The sequence below is a fragment of the Stutzerimonas sp. LR2 genome (assembly GCF_055755175.1).
Genome location: NZ_JBVTRR010000001.1, coordinates 705,451 through 718,082, shown reverse-complemented (window position 1 = coordinate 718,082; position 12,632 = coordinate 705,451). Strand labels below are relative to the sequence as shown.

Annotated in this window: 13 protein-coding genes; 3 read left to right on the top strand and 10 right to left on the bottom strand. The window is 65.8% G+C overall.

Annotated elements, in window-relative coordinates:
* Positions 1–2: 2 nt before the first annotated feature.
* Together glyS and glyQ are read right to left on the bottom strand one after the other, a co-directional pair.
* Positions 3–2,057, bottom strand: coding sequence for a glycine--tRNA ligase subunit beta (gene glyS / locus ACVRRC_RS03315; protein WP_472996625.1), 2,055 nt, complete (start codon positions 2,055–2,057; stop codon positions 3–5).
* Positions 2,054–3,001 carry a glycine--tRNA ligase subunit alpha gene (gene glyQ, locus ACVRRC_RS03310; RefSeq protein ID WP_003284253.1) on the bottom strand — a complete coding sequence of 316 codons (948 nt, stop codon included), beginning with the start codon at positions 2,999–3,001 and terminating at the stop codon, positions 2,054–2,056. The genes glyS and glyQ overlap by 4 nt, the downstream gene beginning before the upstream one ends.
* 107 nt (positions 3,002–3,108) lie before the next feature.
* Here glyQ and ACVRRC_RS03305 point away from each other — a divergent pair, with 107 nt between their 5' ends.
* The 3 genes from ACVRRC_RS03305 to ACVRRC_RS03295 all read left to right on the top strand — a co-directional run bounded on the left by ACVRRC_RS03305 (position 3,109) and on the right by ACVRRC_RS03295 (position 4,954).
* Positions 3,109–3,666, top strand: coding sequence for a DNA-3-methyladenine glycosylase I (locus ACVRRC_RS03305; protein ID WP_472996624.1), 558 nt, complete (start codon positions 3,109–3,111; stop codon positions 3,664–3,666).
* A 99-nt stretch (positions 3,667–3,765) separates the two neighbouring features.
* The gene (locus ACVRRC_RS03300) at positions 3,766–4,653 is read left to right on the top strand and encodes a lysophospholipid acyltransferase (RefSeq protein ID WP_472996623.1); all 888 of its coding nucleotides are present in this window, start codon (positions 3,766–3,768) and stop codon (positions 4,651–4,653) included.
* 34 nt (positions 4,654–4,687) lie between these two features.
* The gene (locus tag ACVRRC_RS03295; RefSeq protein WP_014595314.1) at positions 4,688–4,954 is read left to right on the top strand and encodes a PilZ domain-containing protein; all 267 of its coding nucleotides are present in this window, start codon (positions 4,688–4,690) and stop codon (positions 4,952–4,954) included.
* Between the two features lie 8 nt (positions 4,955–4,962).
* Here the strand turns inward: ACVRRC_RS03295 and ACVRRC_RS03290 are convergent, their stop codons facing one another.
* The 8 genes from ACVRRC_RS03290 to fmt form a co-directional block, all read right to left on the bottom strand.
* Positions 4,963–5,280: a tetratricopeptide repeat protein gene (locus tag ACVRRC_RS03290; protein ID WP_013981188.1), complete on the bottom strand. Its 318-nt coding sequence runs from the start codon at positions 5,278–5,280 to the stop codon at positions 4,963–4,965.
* A 147-nt stretch (positions 5,281–5,427) separates the two neighbouring features.
* Positions 5,428–6,267: an ectoine/hydroxyectoine ABC transporter ATP-binding protein EhuA gene (gene ehuA / locus ACVRRC_RS03285; protein WP_472996622.1), complete on the bottom strand. Its 840-nt coding sequence runs from the start codon at positions 6,265–6,267 to the stop codon at positions 5,428–5,430.
* Positions 6,264–6,923, bottom strand: a complete 660-nt coding sequence (gene ehuD, locus ACVRRC_RS03280) for an ectoine/hydroxyectoine ABC transporter permease subunit EhuD (protein ID WP_014595316.1) — start codon at positions 6,921–6,923, stop codon at positions 6,264–6,266. The genes ehuA and ehuD overlap by 4 nt, the downstream gene beginning before the upstream one ends.
* Positions 6,920–7,579: an ectoine/hydroxyectoine ABC transporter permease subunit EhuC gene (gene ehuC, locus ACVRRC_RS03275; protein WP_472996621.1), complete on the bottom strand. Its 660-nt coding sequence runs from the start codon at positions 7,577–7,579 to the stop codon at positions 6,920–6,922. The genes ehuD and ehuC overlap by 4 nt, the downstream gene beginning before the upstream one ends.
* A gap of 119 nt (positions 7,580–7,698) precedes the next feature.
* The gene (gene ehuB, locus ACVRRC_RS03270; protein WP_200632707.1) at positions 7,699–8,556 is read right to left on the bottom strand and encodes an ectoine/hydroxyectoine ABC transporter substrate-binding protein EhuB; all 858 of its coding nucleotides are present in this window, start codon (positions 8,554–8,556) and stop codon (positions 7,699–7,701) included.
* A 339-nt stretch (positions 8,557–8,895) separates the two neighbouring features.
* Positions 8,896–10,269: a Trk system potassium transporter TrkA gene (trkA, locus tag ACVRRC_RS03265; protein WP_045159554.1), complete on the bottom strand. Its 1,374-nt coding sequence runs from the start codon at positions 10,267–10,269 to the stop codon at positions 8,896–8,898.
* Between the two features lie 74 nt (positions 10,270–10,343).
* Complete coding sequence (gene rsmB / locus ACVRRC_RS03260) at positions 10,344–11,666, bottom strand: 16S rRNA (cytosine(967)-C(5))-methyltransferase RsmB (RefSeq protein WP_472996620.1); 1,323 nt, start codon at positions 11,664–11,666, stop codon at positions 10,344–10,346.
* Complete coding sequence (fmt, locus tag ACVRRC_RS03255) at positions 11,663–12,607, bottom strand: methionyl-tRNA formyltransferase (RefSeq protein WP_017245968.1); 945 nt, start codon at positions 12,605–12,607, stop codon at positions 11,663–11,665. The genes rsmB and fmt overlap by 4 nt, the downstream gene beginning before the upstream one ends.
* Positions 12,608–12,632 lie beyond the last annotated feature (25 nt).

The window sequence follows — 12,632 nt, the reverse complement described above, 5'->3', positions numbered from 1 at the left end:
GCTTAGCCAAGTGCGGAAATATCGGCAACGCCAAGGAACAATCCTCTCAGCCGGGCCAGCAAGGCGTAACGGTTGGCGCGTACCGAAGCGTCTTCGGCATTGACCAGCACCGCCTCGAAGAAGGCGTCCACCGGACCACGCAGGTGCGCCAGACGCTCCAGTGCCTCTCGGTACTGGCGTGCGGCGGCCAGCGGCTGCACGGCCTGTTCGGCCTGCTGGAGCGCCGAATACAGTGAGAACTCGGTGGCGTTGTCGAACCAGCGCGGTTCGACCGCTTCCGGCAGCTTGGCCTCGAACTTGGCCAGCAGGTTGGAGACGCGCTTGTTCGCAGCAGCCAGCGCCTCGGCTTCCGGCAGGGTGCGGAAGGCCTGCACCGCCTGCACGCGCTGATCGAAGTCCAGCGCCGAACCGGGCTGCACGGCACGCACCGAGAGGTAGGCGGCGACGTCGACGCCCTCGTCCTCGTAACGCGCACGCAGGCGGTCGAAGATGAACTCCAGCACCTGATCGGCAAGGCCGGCCGACTTGACCTGGGTACCGAACTGGCCGATGGCGAAGTTCACCGCCTCGACCAGATTCAGGTCCAGCTGCTTCTCGATGAGGATGCGCAGTACGCCGAGGGCAGCGCGGCGCAGTGCATAGGGGTCCTTGGAGCCGGTCGGCAGCATGCCGATACCGAAGATCCCGACCAGGGTGTCGAGCTTGTCCGCCACTGCCACCGCGGCACCGGTCAGGGTGCTCGGCAGCTCGCCACCGGCGCCACGCGGCATGTACTGCTCGTTCAGCGCCAGTGCAACGTCCTCAGGCTCGCCCTCGTTGAGCGCGTAGTAGTAGCCGGCGATGCCCTGCATCTCCGGAAACTCGCCAACCATCTCGGTGGCCAGGTCGGCCTTGCTCAGCAGGCCGGCACGCATGGCGCGCGCCTTGTCGCCGCCGGTGCGCTCGGCGATCAGCCCGGCCAGACGCGAGACACGCTCGGCTTTGTCGTACACGGTGCCGAGCTGGGCCTGGAACACCACGTTCTTCAGACGATCGTTGAAGCGTTCCAGCGGCTGCTTCTTGTCCTGCTTGAAGAAGAACTCGGCGTCGGTCAGACGCGGACGCACGACCTTCTCGTTGCCGGAGACGATCTGCGCCGGGTCCGTCGATTCGATGTTGGCCACGGTGATGAAGCGTGGCAGCAGTTTGCCGTTGGTATCCAGCAGGCAGAAATACTTTTGGTTGTCCTGCATGGTGGAGATGAGCGCCTCCTGCGGCACCTCGAGGAAACGCTCCTCGAACGAGCAGACCAGCGGCACCGGCCACTCCACCAGGGCGGTGACCTCATCGAGCAGCGCCGGCGGCACGATGGCACTGCCGTTCTGCTCGGACGCCAGCTGCTCGACGCGCTTGGCGATCAGCTCGCGGCGCTCGGCGAAGTCGGCGATCACATGGGCGCCGCGCAGGTCTTCCAGGTAGCTGGAGGGTTTGGAGATATGCACCTGACCCGGGCTGTGGAAGCGGTGGCCGCGGGATTCGCGACCGGCGCGCTGGGCGAGGATCTCGCAGTCGATCACCTGCTCGCCGAACAGCATCACCAGCCACTGGGTCGGACGGACGAACTCTTCCTTGCGTGCGGCCCAGCGCATGCGCTTGGGAATCGGCAGGTCGTTCAGCGAAGCCTCGACGATACCCGGCAGCAGCTGGGTGGCGGGCTGACCTTCGATGGTGCGGCTGAACTTGAGCTTGGGCCCGCTGCGGTCGATTTCGTCCAGGTCCACGCCACACTTGCGGGCGAAACCCAGGGCAGCCTGGGTCGGCTCACCGTGGGCGTCGAAGGCGGCCTGCATCGGCGGGCCGTCGAGGTTGATGCTGCGGTCCGGCTGCTGGGTGGCCAGCTGCTCGACCAGCACGGCCAGGCGACGCGGTGCGGCGTAGGCCTGGGCCTTGGCAAAGCCCAGGCCGGCGTCCTTCAGGCCCTTCTCGATGCCGGCGCAGAAGGCTTCGGCCAGCTTGGCGAGCGCCTTCGGTGGCAGTTCTTCGGTACCCAGTTCGACGAGGAAATCCAGTGCACTCATTCTGCAGCCTCCAGCTTGGCCAGCACTTCGTCACGCAGTTCGGGGGTGGCCATGGGGAAGCCGAGTTTGGCGCGGGCCAGCAGGTAGCTCTGGGCGATCGAACGGGCCAGGCTGCGCACGCGCAGGATGTACTGCTGGCGCGCGGTGACCGAAATGGCGCGACGGGCATCGAGCAGGTTGAAGGTGTGCGAGGCCTTGACCACCATCTCGTAGGCCGGCAGCGGCAGCTCGGCGGCCATCAGCCGGTTGGCTTCGCTCTCGTAGAAATCGAACAGTTCGAACAGCTTCGGCACATTGGCGTGCTCGAAGTTGTAGGTCGACTGCTCCACCTCGTTCTGGTGGAACACATCGCCATAGGTCACGGTGCCGAACGGACCGTCGGCCCAGATCAGGTCGTAGACCGAGTCGACACCCTGCAGGTACATGGCCAGGCGCTCCAGGCCATAGGTGATCTCACCGGTGACCGGGTAGCACTCGACGCCGCCGACCTGCTGGAAGTAGGTGAACTGGGTGACTTCCATGCCGTTGAGCCAGACTTCCCAGCCCAGACCCCAGGCGCCGAGGGTCGGCGATTCCCAGTTGTCCTCCACGAAGCGCACGTCGTGCACCGAGGTATCGACGCCGATGCGGCGCAGCGACTCCAGGTACAGGTCCTGGATGTTGTCCGGGTTGGGCTTGAGCACGACCTGGAACTGGTAGTAGTGCTGCAGGCGGTTGGGGTTCTCGCCGTAGCGGCCGTCGGCCGGGCGGCGCGAAGGCTGGACGTAGGCGGCGTTCCAGGTCTCGGGACCGATGGCGCGCAGGAAGGTGGCGGTGTGGAATGTACCGGCGCCCATTTCCATGTCATAGGGCTGCAGGACCACGCAACCCTGCTCGGCCCAGTAGCTTTGCAGGGCGAGGATCAGGTCTTGGAAGGTGCGCACGGCAGGCGTAGTCTGGCTCAAAATTTCACCTGTGCTGGGCTTCGACAGAAAGCCTCGAAGTATACCCCCCGCATGGCTGCGCTTGCGATGGTTTCGGCCATCGGACGAGCCCTGCGCAAGGAGACCACATGCCACGTTGCGCCTGGTGCGGCACGGATCCGCTGTACATCAACTACCACGATCGCGAATGGGGCGTACCGGCCCACGATCCGCAGGTGCTGTTCGAATTCCTCTTGCTCGAGGCCTTTCAGGCGGGGCTTTCCTGGATCACCGTATTGCGCAAGCGCGAGCGCTATCGGCAGGTGCTGTTCGGCTTCGATGCCGAGCGCCTGGCGCGCATGAGCGATGCCGAGATCGACGAGCGCATGCAGGATCCCGGCATCATCCGCAACCGGCGCAAGCTCGAGGCGGCGCGCAGCAACGCGCGTGCCTGGTTGCAGCTGGAGGATCCGGTAGGGTTCGTCTGGTCGTTCGTCGGCGGCGAACCGAAGATCAATCGCTTCGAGCGCCTGGATCAGGTGCCGGCGGTCTCGCCCGAGGCCGAGGCCATGAGCCGCGCGCTGAAAAAAGCCGGCTTCAGCTTTGTCGGCCCGACCATCTGCTATGCCTACATGCAGGCGTGCGGCATGGTGATGGACCATCTGATCGATTGCGAACGGCATGCCGCGCTGGTCGGCGGCGATTGAGCCGTATGCCACCAAGATATGCGCCATTGCTAGCGTCGCGCCTGAACGCAGCCGCCCGATGCAGGTAGACTAGGCGACCTGAAAATTTCGGAGTGCGGTGTGGAAAAGCTCAAAGGTGCCCTGGTCGTCGGTTCCCTGCGACTCTTCGCCCGGTTGCCCTGGCGCATGGTGCAGGGACTGGGCTCGGCGATCGGCTGGCTGATGTGGAAGCTGCCGAACCGCTCGCGCGAGGTGGCGCGGATCAACCTGCACAAGTGCTTTCCCGAGCTGAGTGCCGCCGAACTGGATGTGCTGCTTGGAAAGACGCTGCGGCAGACCGGCATGACCTTCACCGAAAGCGCCTGCGCCTGGATCTGGCCGGCTGAGAAGACCCTCGGGCTGATTCGCGAAGTCGAAGGCCTCGAGGTGCTGCAGGCGGCGCTGTCGTCTGGCAAGGGGGTGGTCGGTATCACCAGCCACCTGGGAAACTGGGAAGTGCTGAACCATTTCTACTGCGCGCAGTGCAAGCCGATCATCTTCTACCGGCCGCCAAAGTTGAAGGCGGTGGACGAGTTGCTGCAGCAGCAGCGCGTGCAGCTGGGCAACCGGGTCGCGCCTTCGACCCGGGAAGGCATCCTCAGCGTGATCAAGGAAGTCCGTCGTGGCGGTGCGGTTGGCATCCCGGCCGATCCGGAACCGAGCGAAGGCAGCGGGATATTCGTGCCTTTCTTCGCCACCCAGGCGCTGACCAGCAAGTTCGTGCCCGGCATGCTCGCGGGCGGCCAGGCGGTCGGCGTTTTTCTTCACGCGTTGCGCCTGGAGGACGGTTCGGGCTACAAGGTGATCCTCGAGGCGGCGCCCGAAGGGATGTATAGCGAGGACGCCGAAACCGGCGTGGCGGCCATGAGCGCGATGATCGAGAAGTACGTGCGGGCCTACCCCAGCCAGTACATGTGGACGATGAAGCGCTTCAAGAAGCGCCCCGCCGGCGAAAAGCGCTGGTACTGATCAGGCCAGAACAAGAACCAACAAGGACGAACCCATGCGCAACCAGCGTCAGCATCCACGTACCAACATGAAGTGCCGTATTCGCATCACCCATCCGGCCTTCGGCGAGGTGTTCGCCCACACCCGCGACCTGTCCGATGGTGGCGTCTATGTGCGGCATCCGGAGTTGGTGGTGCTGCAGCCTGGCGACGAGGTGACCGGTCAGGTTCAGGACCTGCCGATTCCAGCGCCGGAACTGCGGATGGTGGTGATGCGGGTCGATGCCGAGGGGATCGGCCTGCAGTTCCTGCGCGAGGACTGAGCGGGCGCTCAGTCAGGCGTCAGGCGGTCGAGCCGACGCAGAAAGACGCTCATTTCCTTTTCCGCCTGCTTGTCGCCGCGAGCGTTCGCTGCGGCGATGCCGCTTTCCCAGGCCTCGTGGGCGCCCTGCTTGTCGCCATCGGCCTGCAGCGCCTTGCCCAGCAGCTTCCACGCCGCCGAGTACTTCGGATCGAGCTCCACGCAGCGGCGCAGGTGCTGCGCCGCCCTGCCCGGCTGACCGGCATCCAGGTAGCCCTTGCCGAGTCCGAAGCGCAGCATCGGATTGTCCATGCCTTGAGAGAGCATCTTTTCCAGCGATTCGAGCATGATCGGACCTTGATTGGAGCACGGGCGCCCAGGGAGTCCCCTCCACTGTAGTGCAAAGCGACTGCCCGGCAAGATGGTCAGCATACGCCATTGGTCTTAGCGGGTGCGCGCAATCTTGAGCGCGCCGCGTGACAGCCGCGTGGCATCTCAGTGGGCTTCGTTGACTGCGCTGAGAAACTCCCGGGTGCGCTCTTCCTGCGGGTTGTTGAACAGCGCGTCCGGGCTGCCCTGCTCGTGGATCCGACCCTGGTGAAAGAAGCATACGCGGTCGGCGAACTCGCGGGCGAAGCCCATCTGGTGGGTGACCATCAGCATGGTCAGGTTGTGCGCCTCGCCGAGACGGCGAATCACGCTCAGCACCTCGCCGCAGAGCTCCGGGTCGAGCGCCGAGGTCACTTCGTCGAACAGCATCACCTTGGGACGCATGGCCAGCGCCCGCGCAATCGCCACGCGCTGCTGCTGGCCGCCGGACAGCTGCGCCGGGAAATGCTCCAGCTTGTCCTCCAGGCCGACCATCGCCAGCAGCTCCTCGGCCCGTTCGCGCGCCTCGCGCTTGCTCAGTCCGAGCACCTGAACCGGGGCTTCCATGACGTTCTGCAACGCGTTCATGTGCGGGAACAGGTTGAAGCTCTGGAACACCATGCCGACCTTGCCGCGCACCCGGCGCAGATGACGGGCGTTGGCCGGGACCAGTCGGCCATGGCCGTCGGGCATATGGGTCAGGGGTTCGCCGTCCACCTCGATCAGCCCGTCGTCGATGCCTTCCAGGGTCATCAGCACCCGCAGCAGGGTCGACTTGCCCGAGCCGCTGGGGCCGATGATGGCAACCTTCTCGCCCTCCTGGACATCAAGGTCGAGGCCCTCCAGTACGGTCAGCTCGCCATAGCGCTTGGTCACGCTGGCGAAACGCACCATCGGCTGCGCCGGCGCTGCGGCCGCCACGGCGGCGGTGTTCGATTCTTCTGTGGTGGGCATTGGCGTATTCATCGGGCCAGCTCCATGCGATGTTCCAGGCGGCGCACGCACCAGGCGAGGCCGAGGCTGAGAATGAGGAAGAAGACGCCGACCATGGTGATCGGCTCCAGGTAGCGGAAACTCTCGGAGCCGATGTTCTTGGCCCGCTGCATGATTTCCACCACGGTGATCGCCGACAGCACCGGCGTGTCCTTGAGAATCGAGATCAGGTAGTTGCCCAGCGCCGGCAGTACCGGGCGCAACGCCTGCGGCAGGATCACGTCGCGGTAGGCGGTCCAGGGCTTCATGTTCAGCGCGGTGACCGCTTCCCACTGCGAGCGCGGCACCGCGTCCAGGCCGGCGCGGTAGACCTCGGCGGTGTAGCAGGCGTAGTGCAGCGCGATACCGATGATCCCCGCCTGCATGGCGCTGAGGTTGAGGCCGTAATTGGGGAAGACGTAGAACAGGAAATACACCTGGATCAGTAACGGCGTGCTGCGAATGAATTCGATCAGCCCGGTGACCGGCCAGGACAGCCAGCGGTGGCGGCTGCGCCGACCGATGGCGAGAAACAGGCCGAGCACCACGGCGATGGCGAAGCCGGCCAGGGCGATGCCGATGGTGGTCAGCGAGGCGTCCAGCAGCCGTGGCAGGATTTCGCGGGCGAATTCCCAGTCGAAGAAGTTCATGACAGGCCTCCGCGCATCCGGCCACGGGCCAGGCGCTGTTCCAGCCTGCGCATGGCGAAGTTGATCGTCTGGGCGAGAACGAAGTAGATCACCAGCGCCAGGCCGAAGATCTCCAGGGTCATCAGGGTTGCCTGGTCCAGCTGCCGGGCGCGGAAGGCCAGGTCCGACAGGGCGATCAGCGACACCAGCGAAGTGTTCTTCAGCAGTTCGATCAACAGGTTGGTGCCGGGCGGAATCGCCGCCAGCAGCGCCTGCGGCAGGATGATCCGGCGCATGCGGGTCAGCGGCGTCATGTTCAGCGCGTGGCAGGCCTCGTGCTGGCCGCGATGCACCGAGCGGATCGCGCCACGCAGCACCTCGGCGCCGTAGGCACCGATGTTCAGGCCCAGGCCGACCACCGCCACGGCGAAGGCGCTCATCTCGACGTTGAACGGTGGCAGCGGCAGCACGAAGTACAGCCAGAACAGCTGGACCAGCAGCGACGAGCCACGGAACACCTCGACGTAGATGGCGGCCAGCCAGCGCAATGGTGGCAATGGCGAGAGCCGGGCCAGCGCGGCGATCAGCGCGCAGGCGATGGCCAGCAGGGAACCGAGGGCAGTCACCTTGACGGTGACCCAGGTGCCCTGCAGCAACAGGGGGAGCAGTTCGATCATGGTGGCGCTATCCGGTTGTCCGGAGCGCTGAGCGAGGCTGCGCAAGCGGCGGCGCAGCCTTGGTCAGCGTTCGCAGGCGGGCGGCGGGTCGGCGCAGCAAACCGGCCGCCCGACGGGCTTCAGGCGCCGCAGAGCTCGGCGGCGGTCTTGTCGGTCAGGTTGGAGCGGTCGAAGCCGAACGGTTCCACGGCTTTCAGATGCTCCTCGCTGCCCAGCCACTGCTTGAGCTCGGCATTCACTGCATCGCGCAGGGCTTCGTCCTGCGGGCGGAAGGCCAGCGCACCATAGCCGGCACGCGCGGGATCGTCCTCGAAGTCGGCAATGGCCTCGACATCGTTACTGGCCTTGGCCGCCAGCCCGCGCATGGTCAGCTGGGTGCCGATGGCGGCATCGGCGCGGCCGCTGCGTACCGCCTGCAGCTGAGAGGTGGTATCCGGGACCTGGAGGATCTGCGAATCCTTGATGCCGGCCTTGCGCGCATAGCCCAGGTTCACCGTGCCGGACATGATGGCGATCTTCACCTCGGGGTTGCCGGCGATGTCCTCGTAGCTGCGCAGCTCCTTCGGGTTGCCCTGGGCCACCAGCAGGGTGTCGAGCAGGCGGTAATGCGGGTCGGTGAAAAGCACCTGCTTGCAGCGTTCCGGGGTGATGTACATGCCGGCGGCGATGAGGTCGAAGCGCCCGGCGCGCAGGCCGGGGATCAGCGAGCCCCATTCGGTGAGCACCGGTTTGATGGTGCCGATCTCCATGCGCTCGAAGACCTTGCGCACGATTTCCGGCGACTCGCCGGTGACACTGCCATCCAGCGCCGTATAGGCGAAAGGCGTCTCGTTGGCGTAGCCGATGCGGACGCTGTTGCTGTCCTTGATCTTTTCCAGGGTATCGGCCTGGATGACGCTGGCGAAACCGATGCTGGCCAGGGCGGCACAGGCGATCAGCAGCCGGCGGGGGCTTGTCGTGATGGGGCTGTTCCTCATTGGGAGTTTCTCCTGTTCCTTGTAGAGACCCGAGGAATCGGATCGTTATTTGTCTAGGAGTGGTAACTGCGTTGACCGTAGTAAAGGACGCTTGCGAAGCGACAAGGTGCCGTGAACGTTACGGCGGTCATAGCTTCCTTCAATCGAAGCCCTGACGAGACGGTCATTCTGGAGGGTACAAAAGCTGGCCATAAAATGGAAATCTGAGCCCATCTGGCGCGATCTGACGCAATCGAAGCGGATGATGGAAAACACGCCGTAACGGAGCTACGGGTTTTCTGATTGAGAAAACAAAACGGCCCACCATAAGGCGGGCCGTTCGGGTAAAAGCGGCGGGCTTCAGAAGAAGGTCAGGCCGGCCTGGAACAGGCGCTCCACGTCGCGAATGTGCTTCTTGTCCACCAGGAACAGGATGACGTGGTCGCCGGACTCGATTCGGGTGTCATCGTGCGCGATCAGTACCTGGTCGTCGCGGATCACTGCGCCGATGGTGGTGCCTGGCGGCAGGGCAATCTGCTCGATGGCGCGACCCACCACCTTGCTTGAGCGCGGGTCGCCGTGGGCGATCACCTCGATCGCTTCGGCCGCGCCGCGGCGCAGCGAGTGTGCACTGACGATATCGCCGCGGCGCACGTGGGTCAGCAGGGTGCCGATGGTGGCCAGCTGCGGGCTGATGGCGATGTCGATTTCGCCGCCCTGCACCAGGTCGACGTAGGCCGGGTTGTTGATGATGCACATCACCTTGCGCGCACCGAGCCGCTTGGCCAGCAGCGAGGACATGATGTTGGCCTCGTCGTCGTTGGTCAGGGCGAGGAACACGTCCGCCTCGTTGATGTTCTCTTCCACTAGCAGGTCGCGGTCCGAAGCGCTGCCCTGCAGGATGATGGTGCTGTCCAGGGTGTCGGAGAGGTAGCGGCAGCGTGCCGGGTTCATCTCGATGATCTTGACCTGGTAGCGGCTCTCGATGGCCTCGGCCAGCCGCTCGCCGATGTGCCCGCCACCGGCGATGACGATGCGTTTGTAGTTCTCGTCGAGCCGGCGCATCTCGCTCATCACGGCGCGGATGTTGCCGCGGGCAGCGATGAAGAACACCTCGTCATCGGCCTCGATGACCGTGTCGCCCTGCGGCAGGATCGCGTGGTTGCGGCGGAAGATGGCCGCCACGCGGGTGTCGACGTTGGGCATGTGACGACGCAGCTGGCGCAGCTCCTGGCCCACCAGCGGGCCGCCATAATAGGCGCGTACCGCCACCAGCTGCGCCTTGCCGCCGGCGAAGTCGATCACCTGCAGCGAGCCGGGATGCTCGATCAGGCGTTTGATGTAATTGGTCACCACCTGTTCCGGGCTGATCAGCACGTCCACCGGAATGGCTTCGTTGTTGAACAGACCCGAGCGCACCAGATAGGCCGCCTCGCGCACCCGGGCGATCTTGGTCGGCGTGTGAAACAGCGTGTAGGCGACCTGGCAGGCGACCATGTTGGTTTCGTCGCTGTTGGTCACCGCCACCAGCATGTCGGCGTCGTCGGCGCCGGCCTGGCGCAGCACGGTGGGAAACGAGCCGCGGCCTTGAATGGTGCGGATGTCCAGGCGGTCGCCGAGATCGCGCAGGCGATCGCCGTCGGTGTCCACCACGGTGATGTCGTTGGCTTCGCTGGCGAGGTGTTCGGCGAGGGTGCCGCCGACCTGACCGGCACCGAGGATGATGATCTTCACGCGGTCACTCCTGAGCGGCAGCCATCCGCTGCCGCGTCCATGTTGGGGTCGAGCCTGGCCGGCCCGGGTTCGGCTTACTGATGATGGCCACGCGGTTGAGCTGCGATCTTGATCAGCTTGGCATAGTAGAAGCCGTCGTGGCCGTTCTGCTGCGGCAGCAGCTGGCGACCGTGGGGCTGCGTCAGGCCGAAGCCGGCCGGCAGGTCCAGTTCGCGCGCGCCGGGGGTGCGTGCGAGAAAGGCACCGATCACCTCGCGGTTCTCGGTCGGCAGCACCGAGCAGGTGGCATAGAGCAGCACGCCGCCGACTTCCAGGGTCGGCCACAGTGCATCGAGCATCTCGCCCTGCAGTGCGGCCAGTGGAGCGATGTCCTCGGCCTGGCGGGTCAGCTTGATGTCCGGATGGCGGCGGATCACGCCGGTGGCCGAGCAGGGTGCGTCGAGCAGGATGCGCTGGAACGGTTTGCCATCCCACCACTGCGCGGTGGCGCGCGCATCGGCGGCGAGCAGCTCGGCATCGAGCTGCAGACGCTCGAGATTCTCCCGTACCCGCGCCAGGCGCTTGGGCTCGAGGTCCAGCGCAACCAGCCCGGCCAGCTGCGGCTCGCGCTCGAGCAGGTGGCAGGTCTTGCCGCCCGGAGCGCAGCAGGCGTCCAGCACGCGCTGGCCGGGCGCCAGATCGAGCAGCCCGGCGGCCAGCTGCGCGGCTTCGTCCTGCACGCTGACCCGTCCTTCGGCGAAGCCGGGCAGCTGCTGCACATCGCAGGGGCTGGCGAGTCGGATGCCGTCTTCGCTGAATTCGCAGGGGAAGGCGTCGATACCGGCGGTTTGCAGCTCGGTCAGGTAGACGTCTCGACTGGTCTGACGGCGATTGACCCGCAGCATCATCGGCGGATGCGCATTGTTCGCCGCGCAGATGGCTTCCCAGTGTTCGGGCCAGTGTGCCTTGAGGGCCTTCTGCAGCCAGCGCGGGTGGGCCACGCGAATCACCGGATCGTGTTCCAGTTCGGCCAGCAGTGCTTCACCTTCGCGCTGGGCGCGGCGCAGCACGGCATTGAGCAGCCCCTTGGCCCAGGGCTTCTTCAGCTTGTCCACGCAGCCGACGGTTTCGCCGATGGCGGCATGGGCCGGAATACGGGTATGCAGCAGCTGATAGAGGCCGACCAGCAGCAATGCTTCGACATCGCGGTCGGCGGCCTTGAACGGCTTCTGCAACAGTTGGTTGGCCAGCCCCGCCAGGCGCGGCTGCCAGCGCGCGGTACCAAAGGCCAGTTCCTGGGTCAGACCGCGATCACGGGCGTCCACCTTGCCGAGGACCTCCGGCAGGCTGCTGCCCAGAGACGCCTTGCCCGACAGCACGACGCTCAGCGCACGGGCCGCCGCCAGGCGCGGATTCATTGGCCGAGAACCAGGCCGGGGGCGAACTGCTCACGGCGGCTGTTATACAGGTCGCCGAAGCCAAGCGGCTTGCCACCGGGCAATTGCAGGCGAGTCAGCGACAGCGCGCCTTCACCGCAGGCAACGGTCAGCCCTGCCTTGCTCGCGTCGAGGATAAGGCCGGGCACGCCGCGGCCTTCGCCGAGGCGTGCGGCGTGAATCTTCAGCGTTTCGCCGTTCAGCGTGCTGTGGCAGATCGGCCAGGGGTTGAAGGCGCGAATCAGCCGCTCCAGCTCGACTGCCGGGCGGGTCCAGTCTACGCGCGCCTCGTCCTTGCTCAGCTTGTGCGCATAGGTGGCCAGGCTGTCGTCCTGCACTTCGGGCGTCAGGGTGCCGGCGGCCAGGGCGTCGACGGCCTTTACCACGGCGTGCGCGCCGAGCAAGGCGAGACGGTCGTGCAGCGAGCCGCCGGTGTCTTCGTCACTGATCGGTGTGTTGACCTTGAGCAGCATCGGACCGGTATCCAGGCCCGCTTCCATCTGCATCACCGTGACCCCGGACTCGCTGTCGCCGGCTTCGATGGCGCGCTGGATCGGCGCGGCACCACGCCAGCGGGGCAGCAGCGAGGCATGGCTGTTGATACAGCCCAGGCGCGGCAGGTCGAGCACCGCCTGCGGCAGGATCAGACCATAGGCCACGACCACCATCAGGTCCGCCTGCAGCGCGGCCAGCTCCGCCTGAGCCGCCGGATCACGCAGTGTCTGCGGTTGCAGCACCGGAATGTCGTGCTGCACGGCGAGCTGCTTGACCGGGCTGGGCATCAGCTTCTGGCCGCGCCCGGCCGGGCGGTCCGGCTGGGTATAGACCGCAACGATCGATTTGCCCGCATCGAGCAGGGCCTGCAGGTGCTGGGCGGCGAATTCCGGAGTGCCGGCGAAAACGATGCGCAAGGGCTGGGTCATGGGGACTCGCTAAGAAAAAGGCTTG